The organism is Pseudoxanthomonas sp. LjRoot206, assembly GCF_056175725.1.
Map to the genome: position 1 here is coordinate 100,098 of NZ_JBGFFI010000002.1, position 17,359 is coordinate 117,456.

General features: G+C 68.9%; 14 protein-coding genes. 2 read left to right on the forward strand and 12 right to left on the reverse strand.

The genetic code is table 11. The annotated features are described in order from the left end of the window. Positions 1–51 precede the first annotated feature (51 nt). From AC04MD_RS05160 to glyQ, 8 genes are all read right to left on the reverse strand, one after another. Positions 52–231, reverse strand: a complete 180-nt coding sequence (locus AC04MD_RS05160) for an oxidoreductase-like domain-containing protein (RefSeq protein WP_475496247.1) — start codon at positions 229–231, stop codon at positions 52–54. Continuing rightward, a complete protein-coding gene (locus AC04MD_RS05165) occupies positions 228–2,369 on the reverse strand; it encodes a S46 family peptidase (RefSeq protein WP_475496248.1) in 2,142 nt (713 codons plus the stop codon). Before AC04MD_RS05165 ends, AC04MD_RS05160 begins: the two co-directional genes overlap by 4 nt. Positions 2,370–2,448: 79 nt before the next feature. Beyond that, positions 2,449–3,504 (reverse strand): winged helix DNA-binding domain-containing protein, encoded by a 1,056-nt coding sequence (locus tag AC04MD_RS05170; RefSeq protein ID WP_475496249.1) that lies wholly within the window; start codon positions 3,502–3,504, stop codon positions 2,449–2,451. A 2-nt stretch (positions 3,505–3,506) separates the two neighbouring features. Beyond that, positions 3,507–7,253 (reverse strand): translocation/assembly module TamB domain-containing protein, encoded by a 3,747-nt coding sequence (locus tag AC04MD_RS05175; protein ID WP_475496954.1) that lies wholly within the window; start codon positions 7,251–7,253, stop codon positions 3,507–3,509. 83 nt (positions 7,254–7,336) lie between these two features. Then, entirely contained in the window at positions 7,337–9,121 is a 1,785-nt protein-coding gene (locus tag AC04MD_RS05180) for an autotransporter assembly complex protein TamA (RefSeq protein WP_475496250.1), read from the reverse strand. Positions 9,122–9,360: 239 nt separating this feature from the next. Next, positions 9,361–11,457 carry a glycine--tRNA ligase subunit beta gene (gene glyS, locus AC04MD_RS05185; RefSeq protein WP_475496251.1) on the reverse strand — a complete coding sequence of 699 codons (2,097 nt, stop codon included), beginning with the start codon at positions 11,455–11,457 and terminating at the stop codon, positions 9,361–9,363. 2 nt (positions 11,458–11,459) lie between these two features. Beyond that, a complete protein-coding gene (locus AC04MD_RS05190; protein WP_475496252.1) occupies positions 11,460–12,116 on the reverse strand; it encodes a glutathione S-transferase family protein in 657 nt (218 codons plus the stop codon). Continuing rightward, positions 12,113–13,048: a glycine--tRNA ligase subunit alpha gene (gene glyQ / locus AC04MD_RS05195; RefSeq protein WP_475496253.1), complete on the reverse strand. Its 936-nt coding sequence runs from the start codon at positions 13,046–13,048 to the stop codon at positions 12,113–12,115. Before glyQ ends, AC04MD_RS05190 begins: the two co-directional genes overlap by 4 nt. Before the next feature lie 91 nt (positions 13,049–13,139). Here glyQ and AC04MD_RS05200 point away from each other — a divergent pair, with 91 nt between their 5' ends. Beyond that, positions 13,140–13,871 carry a glutamine amidotransferase gene (locus AC04MD_RS05200; protein WP_475496254.1) on the forward strand — a complete coding sequence of 244 codons (732 nt, stop codon included), beginning with the start codon at positions 13,140–13,142 and terminating at the stop codon, positions 13,869–13,871. Between the two features lie 33 nt (positions 13,872–13,904). Next, positions 13,905–14,783, forward strand: a complete 879-nt coding sequence (locus tag AC04MD_RS05205) for a BPSS1780 family membrane protein (RefSeq protein ID WP_475496255.1) — start codon at positions 13,905–13,907, stop codon at positions 14,781–14,783. A 92-nt stretch (positions 14,784–14,875) separates the two neighbouring features. On the opposite strand, the gene tatC is transcribed toward AC04MD_RS05205, so the two are convergent. The 4 genes from tatC to AC04MD_RS05225 all read right to left on the reverse strand — a co-directional run bounded on the left by tatC (position 14,876) and on the right by AC04MD_RS05225 (position 17,340). Beyond that, positions 14,876–15,634: a twin-arginine translocase subunit TatC gene (gene tatC, locus AC04MD_RS05210; RefSeq protein WP_475496256.1), complete on the reverse strand. Its 759-nt coding sequence runs from the start codon at positions 15,632–15,634 to the stop codon at positions 14,876–14,878. Further along, entirely contained in the window at positions 15,631–16,155 is a 525-nt protein-coding gene (gene tatB, locus AC04MD_RS05215) for a Sec-independent protein translocase protein TatB (RefSeq protein ID WP_475496257.1), read from the reverse strand. The genes tatC and tatB overlap by 4 nt, the downstream gene beginning before the upstream one ends. Before the next feature lie 24 nt (positions 16,156–16,179). Continuing rightward, a complete protein-coding gene (gene tatA / locus AC04MD_RS05220) occupies positions 16,180–16,401 on the reverse strand; it encodes a Sec-independent protein translocase subunit TatA (protein WP_241045208.1) in 222 nt (73 codons plus the stop codon). A gap of 81 nt (positions 16,402–16,482) precedes the next feature. Then, a complete protein-coding gene (locus AC04MD_RS05225; RefSeq protein WP_475496258.1) occupies positions 16,483–17,340 on the reverse strand; it encodes a lipid-binding SYLF domain-containing protein in 858 nt (285 codons plus the stop codon). Between the last annotated feature and the right edge of the window lie 19 nt (positions 17,341–17,359).

Sequence of the window (17,359 nt, forward strand, 5' to 3'; positions counted from 1 at the left end):
TGGACTCAGTTCCGTAGGTCGGAAGGCGTGCGGTCGCGACTGATGTCGCTCCTACAGTAGGCCGTGAGCGGCATCCGGATGCCGCGCCGTCCACGCCGCCAGCTGCTCGCGGTAGTGCCGCAGCTGCTCCGCGTACAGGTCGTGCACGCAGATCGGGCAGCCGCTGTTGCAGCAGTCGCTGGGCAGCGGCGGCTCGGGTTCGAGGGGGCGTGGATCGTTGTCGGGCGTCACTGCGCGCCCATTTCCTTCAACAGGTGCGGCGCCGGGTAGACCTTGCCCATCAGCCAGCGCAGGTAGCGCATGTCGACGTGCACGGCGCGCTTGTAGCGCGGGTCGAACATCCAGCTGGCGCTGACGGATTCCCAGTTGCTGTCGAAGTTCAGGCCGATCAGTTCGCCGCGCGCGTTGAGCACGGGCGAGCCGGAGTTGCCGCCGGTGGTGTCGAGGTTGGTGAGGAAGTTGACCGTCTGCGTCTTCAGCGCAGGATCTTCCGTGCCGGTGAAGTCGCCCTTGGCGATGGCGTCCAGCAGTGGCCTGGGCGCATCGAACGGCACCGTGCCGGTGTTCTTCTCGACGATGCCGGCCACGGTCGTCACCGGGGTGTACTGCACGCCGTCGCGCGGCGAGAAGCCGTCGACCTTGCCGAAGCTCACGCGCAGCGTGCCGTTGGCGTCTGGGTACAGCGCGCGACCCTGCTGCTGGCGCCAGGCGAACAGCGTGCGCATGTAGGCGGGGCGCAGGCGCAGTTGCTCGCCCTCGCGCGTCTTGCGTTCGTTCTCCAGCGTCAGTTGCACGGGCACCAGCGTCGCCGCCAGGTCGATCAGCGGATCGGCAGCCAGCGGCTTGCCTTCGCGAGCGGCCGCGAAGCGCGACAGGCGCTCGGCTTCGTCGCCGAGCTTCGTGCCGGCGTACAGCGTGTCGAGGGCCTGCTTGAGTACGGCAGGCGTGCGTCCGAAGGCGGTATCGAAGGCGGGCAGGCGCTGTGCGTCCGGCAGCTGCTGGTAACGCGTCAGCAGGACGGCGAGCAGGGCCTTCTCCACCTCGGGCGAATAGCGGCGCTGCACCTGCTTCAGGACGCCTTCGATCATGGCGTGGTCGCGCGCCTGGAAGCCGCTCACGCGTTCGGCATCGGGCTTGGCCGATTCCACGCGCAGGCGTTCCAGTGTGATGGCCGTGCGCATCAGCTGGGACTGCGCGCCGAACAGGTTGAGCAGCAGTTCGCGTTCGCGCATCGCCGAACCGCCGGCGATCGACGCGGCGAGTGCATCGATGTCGGTGTGCTCCTTGGTCGCGGCCTCGGTGGCGAGCATGCCGCGCTCGTCCTCCGCGCGGACGCGCACGGCGTCGCTGCGGCGCAGGCCCTCCAGTTCGCCGGCGGCGCGCTTGCGCTGGTTCTTCAGCGACTGCAGCTGGGCGGCATAGCGGGTTTTCGCATCGGCATCCTTCGCACCCGCGTCTTCGACCACCGCGATCAGTTGGTCGAACACCGCCACGCGCGTCGGCAGCGTCCAGGTGATCTGTTCTTCGAACTCGGCCGCCGTGCGGTGGCGGTAGGTGATGCCGGGGTAGCCGGCCAGCATCGCGTAGTCGCCGGCCTTCGGGCCGTCCTTCGCCAGCGCCAGGTGCGCCGGCGCGCGGTAGGGCACGTTGTCGGGGCTGTAGGCCGCGGGCTTGCCGTCCTTGCCGACGTAAGCACGCAGCAGGGTGAAGTCGCCGGTGTGGCGCGGCCACATGAAGTTGTCGATCTCGTCGCCGTAGTTGCCGATCGCGCGTGGCGGCGCGTAGGCCAGGCGGATGTCGCGCAGCTCCAGCTGGGTGATGCGGTAGAAGTCGGTGCCGTAGTACATGTTGGCGACGCTGCAGCGCACGCCGCCCTTGGCCTCGCACTCGGCGACGATGGCCTTGCTGGCGCGGTCGACCGCATCGAAGTAGGCGCGTCCTGTCTTGCCGGCGGTCTCCTTCAACACCGTGTCGGTCACCTTGTCGTAGCCGACCGTGACCAGCACGCGGAAGTCCGGATTGGCCGGCAGCTCGCCCGCACGGTCGGCCGCGATGAAGCCGTCGTCGATCAGGTTGTGCCCGGGCTTGCTGTTGTACTGGATCACGCCATAGGCGACGTGGTGGTTGGTCAGGATCAGGCCGTCCTGCGAGACGAACGCGCCGGTGCCGCCGCCGGCGCGCACCACCGCGCTCAGCGGGGCAGCGGTGACGTCGGCCAGGGTCTTCGGGTCGCCCTTGAAGCCTGCCTCGCGCAGTGTCTTGCCCAGTTGCGGCAGTTGCGACGGCATCCACATGCCTTCGTCGGCATGGGCGGGCAGGGACAGGGCGACGCCCAGGGCCAGGGTGGAGATCGGGAATCGACGGCGCATGGTCAGGATCCGGCGGAGAAGAGGGGACGATATCGGGCGCATCCCGTTGCGGCAATGACGGTCTGTGTCGCGTCGTCCATCACGGCGCGCCGCCGAGAAAGCGGCGCCAGCGTTGCGCGGCGCGAAGGAGGGCGGCGCGTTCGGCATCTTCCAGCGGGCGCAGCGGATCGAATACCACGTCGCCGTCGGCGGCAGCGCGCTTCCAGGTCGCCGCCACGCGACCGTCGACGATCGCGGTGGCGGCCACCAGACCGTTGACGCTGAACACGCGCCGCGTCTGCGCGGCGTCCAGCACCGGGGTGCGGTCGCGGTAGCCGATCAGGTATTCGTCGAACGCGGGCAACAGATCCACGGCACGGGATCGCGACGGCGCAGGCGCGTCGGATCGCCACCACCAGGTCGTGCCGTCATGCGTCTCCTGCTCGAGCCGGGACGAAGCGAGCGCCAGCGCGTGCCGGGCATCCTTCTGCGTCAGTCCCGACCACCACGCGAGATCGGCAGCGGTCGCGGGTCCATGGCCTTGCAGATAGCGCAATGCGAGGCGCTGCAGCGCTTCGTCGCGGTCGAGCGCTGCGCTTGGCGGCACCCACGCGTCCATCAGCACGAACGTCGGTTGCTTGCCGTGGCGGGGTCCGTGGCAGATCACGCTTTCGTGCGCCAGCCAGTTCAACAGGTGAAGACCACGCTGGTTGCTGCTGGCGATGCCGGCGGCATCCATGCAGGCGTACAGGTCGGTGCGCGCGACCGGCGTGCCGGCCGACAGGGCGCGTTCCACCACACGCTGGCCACGCGCCAGCGTCGTCGCGTCCAGCCCCAGCTCGCGGGCGATGCGGCCGGCGTTCGCCGCCTGCACGCGCGGGGCGAGCAGCGCGACCATCCAGCGCACGTCGTCACGTGCCAGCAGGTGCAGGGTGCCGCGCATCGGCCAGGTGCGCACGATCGCGCCGCACGCGATCGCGTCTTCGACCTGCGCCAGCGTGGCGTCCTGCGTGCGAAGACCGACCGCCCACAGGGCGGCGTGGTAGTCCTGCGCCTGCATCGCCGCCATGTGCCGTACGGCGTCGGCGGGTGAAGCCGCGACCGGCGTGCCGATGCCCTGGGCCTGCAGGCGCCGCGCCATCAGCGACGGCGGCACGCCTACTTCTCCTTGCGCCAGTTGATCGAGCCGCGTGTCTCGATGGTGCTCGATTCGACCTCGATGTCGAAGCCCTTGCGTAGCAGGTATTTCAGCGTCACTGCCGAGCCGGAGCCGACCATCGACACGCCGTAGCTGACGTACAGCTTCGGCGACAGGTACTTGCCCACGCCGAACACGGAACCGCCCAGCGTGCGCGATTCCAGTACGCCGGCATCGTCCAGGCCGATCTTCGCGCCGAGCTGCGAGGCCAGCAGGCCGGCGCCGGCACCCAGCGCGGACGAGGCCGCGTTGATGCGCTGGCTTTCGTCGCTGCTGGCGGTGTTGAGCGAACGGCCCAGCACGAGGTAGGCGAGGGCTTCGGACTCGGACATCGACGGATTCGACCAGACGCGCGCGCGCGGCTGGCTGGCGCGACCCGTAACGTCGATGCCGGCGGTGACGCTGGCGCTGACGACCTCGCGCTCGGCGCGGATGTTGATGCGCGGATCGGAGACGGCGTTGTTGCTCCAGGTCAGTTCGCCGCGGGTGATGCGCAGCTTCTGTCCGTAGGCCTCATAGCGGCCGTCGACGTCCAGGCGACCCGTGCCCAGCATTTCCCGGCCCGGCTGCGAGCGCACGTGCAGCGTGCCGGCCAGCGTGCCTTCAAGCCCGTAGCCTTTCAGTTGCACCTGGTCGCCGACCTTGAGCGCCAGGTCCAGGTCCAGCCGCGAACTCGGCGCGCGCTCGGGATCGACGGGATCGAGGATCACCACGTCTTCCGACGCAGACACGCCGTCGTCGAGTTTCTCCACGTCGATCGTCGCCGACGGGATGCCGACCTCGCCGCGCACCTGGATGGTGTTGTCGGCGAAGCCCACCTGGATGTTGGGCGATGCGACCGCGCGCAGGTCGGTGGTGTCCGACACCAGCACGTTGTCGCCGCGCACCTGGAACTGCAGCGGCGTGGTGTCGTTGTTCCAGCCCAGCGTGCCGGCCACGTTGAGCACGCCGCCGGTGCCGGTGCCGCCGGTGGACGACACCGTCTTCATGCTGCCGTCGATGCGCGCGCTGCCGTCGGACAGGGCGACCAGTTCGGCGCCGCCCTCGGTGAGCGACACGCCGAGCGCCGGCAGTTCGCCGGTGAACTCGGTCAGCGTCGCTTCGCCGCTGAGCAGCGGACGACCGCGCGTGCCGGCGACACCGATGTGGCCGGCGAGCTTGCCCTGCGGGCGCACCAGGTCGGGCGAGAACAGCTCCATCCAGAACAGGCGCGAATTGTGGAAATACAGATCGCCCTTCAGCGGCGCGAACGCATCCCAGCCGGTGTTGAACGTGGCATCGACGTAACCGTCGCCCTTGAAGCCGGTGCCGAGGCGACCCTGGATGCGCTGCGGGGTGAAGTCCACATCGAGGGTGAAATTGTCGTAGCGGATGATCTCGCCCCGCGCGGTCGTGCCCATCTTCAGGCCGCCGTCCAGCGAGGCCAGGTGCACCTCGCCCTGCCACGCGTTGCCGGCGGGCCGCAGCGTCGCATCGAGGGTGAACTCGCCGCGTGGCGTCAGCGGACGGCCATCGGCCGGTGGCAGCCATGGCTGCAGCAGGGCCAGCGACAGCGCCTCGCCGCGCACGTCCAGTCCCTGTCGCGGCCAATTGGCGCTGGCGCATAGCGCGCCGCCGATGTCCGAGCCGAGGCAGCTTTCCGACAGCGTCCAGTTGGCGCCGTTCTGCGCGAAGCGCGCGGGTTGCCGCAGCGTCCACGGATTGCCCTTGGACGGCGCGATGCGCAGCGCGTCCAGCGTGCCCTGCCAGTTGGCGCCGCGCTTCTGCGCGGTGCCGGACAGCGCGACGGCGCCCATCGCATTGCGGGCATCGCCGTCGATGCGCAGGTCTTCCACCGCGCCGCGCGCGTTGAGGCTGACGGTGTCCAGCACAGTGCCGACGTTCACCGCGCTGCCCTGCAATGCGAGGTCGCCGTTGCCGCTGCGCCAGGGCAGGCGGCCGCGCAGGCTGAGCGAGCCGGCGCTCCAGTCGTTCCAGCGCAGGTTCTCGCCACCGAGATCGGCGTCGATGTTGGGCGCGTTGCGCGCGCCGGTGAGGGCGACGGTGCCGGCCAGCGTGCCGCTGGCGTCCGGCAGCAGGTCGGCCAGGTTGAACGGCCGGAAGGCGGCGTCGATGTCCAGCGTGTCGCCGACCTTGCCCTTGGCGGTCACGCGGCTGCCGCCGAGCGACAGCGCGAGATCGCCTTCGCCGTTGTTGCCATCGAGCGCGAACGTGCCGCGCGCGTCCAGCGGACGATCGCGCAGGCGGCCGCTGAGCTTCGGCACGTCCAGCGTGCCCTTGAACAACCCGTCCTCGCGCTGCTGTCCCTTCGAGGCGAGGTTGCCGGACAGGGTGCCCTTCCATCCCGCGGCGAAATAACCGGGGTCGAAGCCGGCCAGCGTCGCGGTGACATCCCAGTCCAGCACGGGCGACCAGCCGACCGTGCCGGTCGCGTCGAGCGTGCCGGTCGGCATGCTGGCGCGCAGTGTCTGCAGCTGCGCGCGCTCGGCGTTGCCGCGGCCATCGAATTCCAGCAACGCGCTGTCGTCGCCGCGCGTCAGCGTCGCCTTGCCGATGGCGGCCCAGGCTTCGAGCTTGCCGGCGAGACCGAAGTCGCCTTCGGCGCCGATCATGCTGTCGGCTTCCGTGCCCCAACGCAGGTTGCGCGCATTCACCGCGAAGCGGAACTCGGGATTCTCCGGCACCGTGAAATCGGCGCGCCCGCGCAGCGAGGCGTAGCCGTCGAACGCGCGGATCGCCAGCGGTTCCACCGTCAGCACTTCGCCATCGATGCGCGCATGCGAGGGCTCGATCACCACCGCGATATCGCCCTGCTGCACCTTGCCCTGCAGGTCGGCCGCGCCACCGGCGCCCTTGGCGACCAGGTCGAACGAGACCGGCGTGCTGTCGTCCATCACCCCCAGCAGCGAGAGGTCCAGCGCTTCCGTCTTCGCCGCGAAATTCCAGGTCGGCTTGGTCTCGCCGCGCAGCGTGAGCGTGGCGCGCAGTGGCGCCGGTACGGCGCCGGACACGCCGACATTCATGCGCGCGCGGTTGCCGCGCGCCACCAGGCCGATGCGCGCGGGCGTGTGGCCGATCGACGCGGGAAACACGCCCGTCGCGGTGAGGTCGGTGGCATAGCCGTCGCGCGGCGCATAGCTGCCGTGCACGCCGAATGCGCCGCGGTCGCTGGCGATGGCCAGCTTCTCGGCGATCACGTAGCCGTTGCCGATGTCGATGCCGCCGCTGGCATGGGTGATGTCGATGACGGGCTGGCCACCCTGGCGAATCAGGAAGCGGTCGATCTCCAGTTCATCCGCCTGGATCGCCAGCGGCATCTCGATCTGCGGCAACAGGTCGGGCCAGCGCGGCAACTCGAACGGTTCGTCGCTCTTGGGCACGTCGAGCATCGCGCCGCGCAGCTTCAGCACGTCCAGGCGCAGGCGTTTGCCCAGCAGCGGACGCAGGTCCGGCTCCAGGTAGACCTCGTCGGCGGTGAAGCGGATCGTGTCCCAGCGGAAGTCCACGCCACGCAGCGTCAACGGACCGGCGATCGGGCCTTCCGCTTCGCGATAGTTCAACGACGCGTCGGCCGGCAGTCGTGCCTTGATCTGCGCGAGCAGTACGTCGCGACCGGCGACGGTCTGCAGCAGCCAGTACAGGCCGATGCACAGCAGCACCGTGAGCACGCCGGTGCCGATGGCGCTGCGGATCGCCAGCGTGCGCATGCGTGCCTTGCGGCGCGCGCGCAGTTCGGCGATGCGCGCCTCGCGCTCTTCCGGCGTCAGGTCGTCGGGGAGCTTGTACTTCCTCACAGATCCGTCCCGATGTTGAGGTAGATCTGGAAGCTGGAATCCGGATCGTTGAGGCCGTGCGCCACGTCCAGCCGCACCGGTCCGACCGGCGAGCGCCAGCGCAGGCCGACGCCGATGCCCGTGCTCAGGTCGGGCGTCCTGCCGTCGAACGCGCTGCCGGTGTCGACGAACACCGCGCCGCCGTACGGGCCGCCCTTCGGATAGAACTCGTACTCGACGCTGCTGGTCAGCACGTTCTTCGCACCCAGTGCGTAGTCGCCGCGGCGCGGGCCGACTTCACGCCAGGCATAGCCGCGGATGCTGCGGTCGCCGCCGGCGAAGAAGCGCAGCGACGGTGGCATCGCCACCAGGGAGCTGGTGAAGGTGTGGCCGTACTCGCCGCGCACGATCAGCGTGCTGTTGGCCTTGTAACGCTGCGACCAGCGCGCGCGCATGTGGAACTGCAGGAAATTGGCGTCCGACCCCGCACCGTCCACGCCGCCGCGCAGCAGGATGGAGCCGGCCAGCTGGTCGGGACGGTTCGAACCGACCGGCGAGTTGGTGTAGTCCGCGCGCAGCGACGGATAGGTGAACGTCGCGTACTGCACCGTGGTGTCCGGCAGGCCCGTCAGCGGATCGTTCTCGACGTAGCGCCAGCGCTCGCGCAGCGCGTGGATCGATGCCACCGCGGTCCAGTCTTCGCTGACCTGGCCGCTGCGGCTGCCGGTGAACTCGACATGGCGCAGGTCGATGTAGTCGGTCTGTTCGTCGCTGGCCTGCAGGCCGACGGTGTACCAGCCGTCCAGCCACTTGAACGCGGGAATGCGGTACTGCGTCAGCAGCGTCTTGCGCTTCTGGGCGTAGTCCAGGTGGGTGGACAGCTTGTGTCCGCGCGAATTGACGTAGCGACGGTCCAGCCCCAGCCGGATACCGGGGCCGCTCTCGGTGCCGTAGCTGAGGCCGGCCGTGTAGATGTCGCGCTTGGCGAGCTCCAGGTTCACGTCTACCGGCACGCGGCCTTCGACCGCCTTGTCGGGGTTGGCCTGGATATCGATGCTGGAAAAATAGTCCAGGCCCACCAGCGATTCGCGCAGGCGGTCCAGCTTGCCCTGGTGGAAGTAGCTGCCTTCCTCCCAGTACACCAGCTTCTCCAGCAGGCCCGGCTCGAACTTGTCCTGGTGGAAGGTGGTGGCGCCCATGTCGTAGCGGATGCCGCTGACCCAGCCCAGCGCGATGTCGGCGGCATGGTCGGCGCGCGTGACCTCGACGCGGCGATGGGTGAAGTCGGCATCGAAGTAGCCGCGGTCGGCGAGGCGCCGCACGATGGCCAGTTTGCTGGCTTCGTAGGTGGTGTGGTCGAAGACGTCGCCGACGTTCGGCGCGAACGCCTCCAGGTCTTCCTTCAGGTAGCGGTCGTCGCCGCCCTCGCCGTCGATGGACAGGTCGCGCTTGCGCACGCGCACCGGTTCGCCCAGTTGCACCCGCACCACCACGGTCAGCCGCTCTTCCTCGGCGCCTTCGCTGCGTGGGGCGTCGATGGTCACGGTGGGCGAGTAGTAGCCGAACGGCTCCAGCGCCTCGCGCGTTTCCGCCTCCGCTTCGCCGAGCAGGTATTCCAGCCGTGACTCGCCCAGCCGCTTGCCCAGCGAGTCGTTCAGCGACAGCGCGGCGTTGATGTTCTCGACCATCAACTCGTCATCCAGCCCTTCGACCTGCACCTTGTCGACGATGGCCGCGGCCCAGGCCGGCGCCGTGGCAGCGAACAGGACGACGAAGGTGGCGAGGCGGGGGAATCGACGCATGCGGAGAGGATACCCGGGGAGGGTTAAGCGGGGTGAAGGATCGCCACCATCAAGGGGCACATCGTTCACGCAAACATTTCAACGCCGCGATCTGCTCCTTCCCCCGCATGCGGGGGAAGGTGGGGATGGGGGCGAAGTGACATGACGCGGACGGTGGTGATGCGAACGGTGCATGCAGCGCGCTCGCCCCCACCCCAGCCCTCCCCCGCAAGCAGGGGAGGGGGCGCATGGCGAGCTCCTCAGCCCGACAGATGCTCGATCGCCGCCACGGCGCGGAAACGGTCGGCCAGGCGCTTGAGCAGCGCAAGCCGGTTGGCACGCACGGCGGGGTCCTCGGCGTTGACCATCACGCTGTCGAAGAACGCATCGACCTGCGGGCGCAGGCGGGCGAGGTGGTTCAGCACGGTGACGTAGTCGTGGTGGTGCAGCGCTTCGTCGGTCTCGCCGAGCACCGCTTCCACCGCTTCGGCCAGTGCGCTCTCGGCCGGATCGGTCAGCAGCGCGCGGTCGATCGCATGCGGGATGGCGATGTCGGCCTTCTTCAGGATGTTGCCGATGCGCTTGTTGGCGGCGGCCAGCGCCTCGGCCTCCGGCAGCGTGGCGAAGGTGCCGATGGCATCCAGGCGTGTGTCGAAGTCGTACAGCGACACCGGCTTCAGTTCCGCGACGGCGGTGAAATGCGCGGCGGGTACGCCCTTGTCGGCGTAGTAGCTGCGCAGGCGGTCGAGGATGAAGTCGTAGATCTCGTTGCCGTCGGCGAGTGCCGTGGCGTTGTCCTTGCCGGTCGGCAACGGACCGATGGCGTCGATCGCCTTGGCGATCAGGTCCTTGATCGAGACGTTGAACCCGCTCTCGATCACCGTCCGGGCCAGGCCCAGCGCATTGCGCCGCAGCGCGAACGGATCCTTGTTGCCGGTCGGTTTCAGGCCCGCGGCGAAGCCGCCGGCCAGCGTGTCCAGGCGCTCGGCGATCGCCAGCACCTTGCCCAGCGGCGACAGCGCGATGTCGTCGCCGGCGAAACGCGGCTGGTAGGCCTCGTCGATGGCCAGCGCGATCTCTTTCGGCTCGCCGGCGGCGAGCGCGTAGTGACGGCCCGCGATGCCCTGCAGTTCCGGGAACTCGTTGACCATGCGCGACTGCAGGTCGTTCTTCGCCAGTTCGGCGGCGCGGCGCGCCTGCGCGGGATCGGCACCGACCTGCGCGGCGATCGTCTCCGCCAGCGCGGCCACGCGCGCGACCTTGTCGGCCACGCTGCCCAGCTTGGCTTGGTAGGTGACGGTCTTCAGGCCATCGCCCATCGACGTCACGCCCTGCTTCAGGTCCTCGTCGAAGAAGAACTTCGCATCGCTGAAGCGTGGACGGATCACGCGCTCGTAGCCCTTGCGCACTTCGTCGACGTTCTGCGACTCGATGTTGGCGATGCCGATGAAATGCTCGGTCAGCTTGCCGCCGTCGCTGAGCACCGGGAAGAACTTCTGGTTGATCTCCATCGTCTCGATCAGCGCTTCCTGCGGCACGGCCAGGAACGCGGATTCGAAACTGCACAGCACCGCCGCCGGCCATTCGGTCAGGCAGACCACCTGTTCCAGGTTGTCATCGGTGATGCGTGCGCTGCCACCCGCCTGCTCGGCGGCCTTGTGCACTTCCGCCGCTATCCGTGCGCGGCGCGCGTCGGGATCGACCAGCACCTTCGCGCCTTCCAGGGCGATGACGTAGTCGTCGGGATTGTTGATCCATACCGCCTTGTCGTGTTCGAAGCGGTGCCCGCGGCTCATGCGGTTGGACTTCACGCCCAGCACCTCGGCGGCCACCACGTCGCTGCCCAGCAGCAGCACCAGCCAGTGCACCGGCCGCGCGAACGCGTAGTCGTGGTCGCCCCAGCGCATCGGCTTGGGAATCGGCATGCCGGCCAGCGCGTCGCGCACGATGTCGGCCAGCAGGTCGACGGTCTTCGCGCCGGGCTTCACCGCACGGTGGACGAAACGCTCGCCCTTGCCGTCGGTGGTGCGTTCGAGCTGCGTCCAGTCGATGCCGGCCTTCGCGGCGAAGCCTTCCAGCGCCTTGGTCGGCGCCCCGTTCGCGTCCAGCGCGATGTTGAGGTACGGACCGAGCACTTCGGATTTCTGTTCCGGCTGTTCCACGGCCACCGCCGGCAGCAGCACCGCCAGGCGACGCGGCGTATACAGCGGCTTGGCGTCACCACGCGTGAAATCGATGCCGCGCTTCTCCAGCGCGGCGATCACGCCATCGAAGAAGGCCTGCGCCAGGCCCGGCAGCGCCTTGACCGGCAGCTCTTCGGTGCCCAGTTCGATCAGCAGGGAGGAGGTCTGGCTCATCTTCAATCCTTCGCGGGGGCCGCGGCACCGGGAACCGGCGCATCGAACGGCACGTAGTATTTCTTCAACGCCGGCAGGGCTTCGTAGCGCGCCACGCGCGCGGCCAGGGCCGGGAATGCATCCAGGTCGAACGGCACCGCATCGCGCACGTAGGTGCAGAAGCAGGCGAGGGTGACGTCGGCCAGGCCGATGCGCTCGCCGACCAGCCACTCGGCATTGCCGGCGTCCACGCAGGCCGCTTCGAGCACTTGCAGGGCACCGCGCATCTGCGCATGGCAGCGGTCCAGCCACGGCTGATGGCTTTTCTCGGCGGGACGGAACACGCGCTCCATCACCTGCAGCAGCGCCTTCTCCACGGCGCCGGTCGCGTAGCCGACCAGCTTCAGCGCCTGCCGGCGCTGCGCGCCATGGGACGGCAGCAACGATGTGTCCGCAGTCGCCTGGCCATCCAGCCAGTCGAGGATCACCGCCGATTCGGTCAGCGCTTCGCCGTCGTCGAGCACCAGCACCGGCACGCGGCCGAGCGGGCTGTACTCGCGGATGCGGTCGAAGTCGCGGCCGACCGACCAGTCGCGATGTTCGAACGGCACGCCATGCAGCTCCATCGCCACGGCGACACGGCGCACGAACGGCGAATCGAACATGCCGATCAGGATCACGCGGCGGGTTCCCGCTTCAGGCCGGGGAAGCCCAGCTTCTCGCGCTGCGCGTAGTACGCCTCGGCCACTGCCTGCGCCAGCTTGCGCACGCGCAGGATGTAGCGCTGGCGCTCGGTGACGGAGATCGCGCGGCGCGCGTCCAGCAGGTTGAAGCTGTGGCTGGCCTTGCAGACCTGCTCGTAGGCGGGCAGCGGCAGGCCCACGTCGACCAGCTTCAGCGCTTCCTTCTCGCAGGCGTCGAAGCGGTGGAACAGCTCTTCCACGTCGGCGTGCTCGAAGTTGTACGTGCTCTGTTCCACCTCGTTCTGGTGGTAGACGTCGCCGTACTTCACCACGCCCTGCGGACCGACCGTCCACACCAGGTCGTAGACGTTGTCGACGTTCTGCAGGTACATGCAGAGGCGCTCGAGGCCGTAGGTGATCTCGCCCAGCACCGGCCGGCATTCCAGGCCGCCGGCCTGCTGGAAGTAGGTGAACTGGGTGACTTCCATGCCGTTCAACCAGACTTCCCAGCCCAGGCCCCAGGCACCGAGCGTCGGCGATTCCCAGTTGTCCTCGACGAAGCGCAGGTCGTGCACGCGCGGGTCGATGCCTAGCGCCTTCAACGACCCCAGGTACAGCTCCTGGATGTTGTCGGGGTTGGGCTTCATCACCACCTGGTACTGGTAGTACCGCTGCAGGCGGTTGGGGTTCTCGCCGTAGCGGCCGTCGGTGGGGCGGCGGCTGGGCTGCACGTAGGCGGCATTCCACGGCTCCGGTCCCAGCGCGCGCAGGAAGGTCGCGGGATGGAACGTGCCGGCGCCGACCTCCAGGTCCAGCGGCTGGATCAGCACGCAGCCCTGCTCGGCCCAGTACTGGTTCAGGGTCTGGATCAGGGCCTGGAAGCTGAGGCCCTGGAAGGTGGTTACCGGTGAAATGGTTTGTCCGGCCATCGCGTTATCGTGCACTGCGGAAAAGCGGGCTAGTATACGGGCAAGCCCTTGTCCTTCCGCTGCTTTTCGCCCGTTCGCCGCCGTCGTGGATATGCCCGTGAAAGCCCCCTTCCTCATCGTCGAAACCGGACAGCCGGTGCAGTCGATGCGGCGTTATGGCGGCTTCCCGCACTGGATCCGCGTGGCCGCCGGACTGGAAGCGGACGAGACCGTGGTGGCGAACGTCGAGCGCGGCGATGCGCTTCCTCCGCGCGAGGGTTTCGCCGGCGTCATCGTCAGCGGCTCGGCCGCGATGGTCACCGATCGCGCGGACTGGAGCGAGCGCAGCGCCGACTGGTTGCGCGACGCCGCCCACGAAGGCCTGCCGCTGCTGGGCATCTGTTACGGGCACCAGCTGCTGGCGCATGCGCTGGGCGGTGAGGTCGCCTACAACCCGGCCGGGCGCGAATCCGGCACCGTCCACATCGACCTGCACCCGCATGCGCAGGACGATCCGCTGTTCTCGGCGCTGCCGCTGAAGTTCACTGCGCACGCGACGCACGTGCAGACCGTGGCGCGGCCGCCCGAGGGCGCCACCGTGCTGGCGCGTTCCGAGCAGGACGACTGCCATGCGTTCCGCTGGCGCGACCGCGCCTGGGGCGTGCAGTTCCACCCCGAATTCGCCACCCACCACATGCGCGGCTACGTGCATGCGCGTGCCGACCACCTGCGCAGCGAGGGCCGCTGCCCGGGCACCATCGCCCGCAGCGTGACGGCGGCGCCGCAAGCCCGCAAACTATTGCGGCGGTTCGTCCGCCATGCGCGTGGCCTGCACGCGCGCTGAGCCTTCCTGCTGTACTTCTCCCAGAGAACCCCGATGTCGACGATCAACAAGGTGCCGGCCAGTGCCGGCGCAGAATGGCTGCTGGCGGGCATCGCCCTGCTGAAGCGCGCGCCGGTGCCGCTGGCGACGCTGGCCGTGCTGTGGGGGCTGCTGTCGATGGTCGTGGCGCTGGTGGCGGTGACGCTGCCGGCGATGACGCTGGCGATGCAGTTCCTGCTGGTGCTGGCGGGTCCGCTGTTCTTCGCGGGCATGCTGTGGGCGGTGCGCGAAGTGGACCAGGGGCGCGCAGCGCAGCCGTCGAACCTGCTGCAGCCCGTCCGCGACGGCCACGCGCCCGCCCTGCTGGCCACGCTGCTGCCGCAGCTGCTGGCCGCGCTGGTCATGGGTGCGCTGCTGTTCGTGATGGTAGGTACCGAGCAGCTGCAGCACCTGGCCGATGTCTACCAGAAGATGCAGACGATCGCCGCTGCGGGTGGCCAGCCCGATCCTTCGCTGGTGGAGGGCCTGCCTGCCGGTCGGCTGCTGCTGTGGCTGTTGCTGGTGGCCGTCGTCTTCGTGGCCGTGAAGTGGATGACGTTCGTCGCGTCGCCGCAGATCCTGTTCTCCCGCACCCACGTCATCGACGCCATGCGCAACAGCCTGCGCGCCTGCCTGCACAACTGGACCGCGATGCTGGTGTTCTACCTGCTGGCCGGCATCGCCATCTTCGCCGTGGGCATGGGCTCGCTGCTGGTGGCATCGATCCTGGCGTTGGCCGTGGGCGGCACCATCGCGATGGGGCTCTGGCAGTTCACCCTGATGGCCGTCGTGATGCCGGTGCTGGCGGGCGCGGCCTACGCGGCGTGGCGGCAGATGCTGGGTGACGCGGTTACGGCTGCATCGTCGCCAGCGCCCAGCCATATCGAAGTCTGAGCTGCGTCAGTCGCAAGTCGGGACGGCATCGATACGAAAGCGCGATGGTTCAGCACCCGGGCGCGCTGCGGCGCGTTCGGCGCCATGGTTGCTCAGGCGCTATCGGGGCGCGGGCGCGGTTTCAACCAGCCCGCCGCGATGATGCCCAGTTCGTACAGCAGGCACATCGGGATGGCGAGCATCAGCTGCGACACCACGTCGGGCGGGGTGATCAGCGCGGCGATGACGAACACGCCGACGATGGCGTAACCGCGGCCCTCGCGCAGCTGCTGCGGCGTCACCCAGCCCAGCAGCACCATGATGACCAGTGCCACCGGCAGCTCGAAGCTCACGCCGAAGGCCAGGAAGATCACCATCACGAAGTCGAGGTACTTCGCCGGGTCCGGCGCCAGCGTCACGATGTCCGGGGTGAACACCGTCAGCGCATGGAACACGCTGGGCAGCACCAGGAAGTACGCGAACGCGCACCCCGCGTAGAACAGCAGGATGGCCGAGACCAGCAAGGGCATCGCCAATCGCTTCTCGTGCTTGTACAGGCCGGGTGCGACGAAGCTCCACGCCTGGAACAGCAGCCACGGCGATGACAGGAACAACGCGAGGAAGAACGCCAGCTTGATCGGCGCGAAGAACCCGGACGTCGGGTCGCTGGCGATCATCTGCGTGGCCTGGCCGGCGGGCAGCTGGGAAATCAGCGGCTGCGCGAGGCGGTCGTAGAGCTGGCGCACGAACGGCAGCAGCGCCAGCAGGATGACGCCGGTACCCGCCAGCCCGCGCATCAGCCGCGTGCGCAGTTCCAGCAGGTGTTCCATCAGGCTGCTTTCGGCTTCCTGTCCCAGGGATTCGCGGTTCATCGCGTCTCCTTCGGCGGGAACAGGTCGGCGGTCGTGCCGGCCTCGGGCTCATGCGTCGCGTCTTGCGGAGCCTCGTCGTACGCGTCGGTCGTCGAGGCGAGACGGCCTTCCTCTTCCATCACCGGTTCCAGCGCTGGCTCGGGATCCGTGGCAGCGGGAGCGGCCGGCGGTTTCGCCAGTGCGGGTGGCGTGATGGCGGATTCGACATCGTCGCGCAGTGCCTTCGCATCGTCACGCGCGGCCTGCCGTATTTCCTCGAACTGGCGTTCGGTCTCGCGCGTGCTGTCGCGGATGCGCTGTTCGGTATCGCGCAAGGCGTCCTGGGCGTCCTTGAGGTTGCGCTTGAGCTCCTCGGAGGCGAGTTCGCGTTCGAGCTCGTCCTTCACCGAATACCACTGGGCACGCGCACGGCGTACCCACAGGCCGGCGAAGCGCGCCGCCTTGGGCAGGCGTTCGGGACCCAATACGATCAGCGCGACGACCGCGATGACCAGCAGTTCACTGAAACCGATGTCGAACATGGACGCGGACGTGCTGCCGCGCGATCAGGAGGCGTCGCGGTCGCGCTCTTTGGCGGCGCTGGATTCGTCGGTGCGCGACTGGTCGTTCAGCTGACCGGCCGGCTTGTCGTCGTCCTTCATGCCCTTCTTGAAGCCCTTGACCGCTTCGCCCAGGTCCTGGCCCGCGTTGCGCAGGCGCTTGGTGCCGAAGACGAGCAATACGACCACCAGCACGATGATCCAATGCCAGATGCTCAAACCGCCCATGGTGTGCTCGCAGGAAAGTTGGGGCGCTCAGGATAGCGCAGGCGGACCGCCGGGATGGCGATCCACCGCCCATTACTTCCGTTACGGGGTGCCGTCCAGCGGCTCGGTGCGCACTTCACCGTCCTGCACGGGTTCGAAGCCCTGCGTCTGCGCCGGGGCCTCGACCACGACCGGCGCGACCGCCGGTGCGGGCGCGCGAGCGGTGGTCTGCGCCGTGGCGCCACCGGTGCCGCGGTTGCCGCGGGCGAGTTCGGTGACCTCTTCCAGTTCGTCGCGGAAGCCGACCACCGCGTCCGACGGCTGGCCCGCGCGGCTCTCGAAGATCGCGCGCGGCGTGGCGGCGCTGCCGTAGACCGACGTGTTGGCTTCGTCGTCGATCTGCAGCACGGCGCCGTCGAGCGCCACGCCGGCGAACAGGCCGCGTGCACGCGACCACGACCAGATCTCGGCCTTCAGCTGGCCATCGGTGGCGGCGCTGGCGTTGCGGCCGACCGGGCCGGCGGCGACGCCGGCATCGGCGCCGAGGGTGAACTTGCCGTTGACGATGGAATCGAGCGAGCGGTCGTTGCGGAATACCAGCACAACGTCCGACGACTGCACGCCGGCCTGGAACCCGATGCTGCCGCCGGTGAGCTTGATGAAGACCGGCTGCGACCAGCTACCGTCGGGATTCTTCACCGACATCAGGCCGTGGCCGCGACGGCCGCCGATCACCAGGCCCGCCTTCAGCGTGTCGGGGATGACGATGATCGCCCGGCCTTCGTCGAGCAGCTTGTCGGGAATGCCGTTCTCGGGGATGCGCTGGATCTCGGCGAGCACGCGCACCGCATTGGTGGCGCGCTCGTCTTCCTTGGGACCCGCGATGGCCTGGCCGGCGAACAGGGCGGCAGCCATCGCGAGCGCGGTGGGCGGCAGCAGGCGGCGGGAGGTGCGGTTCATGGCGGGCTCCATACGGGGG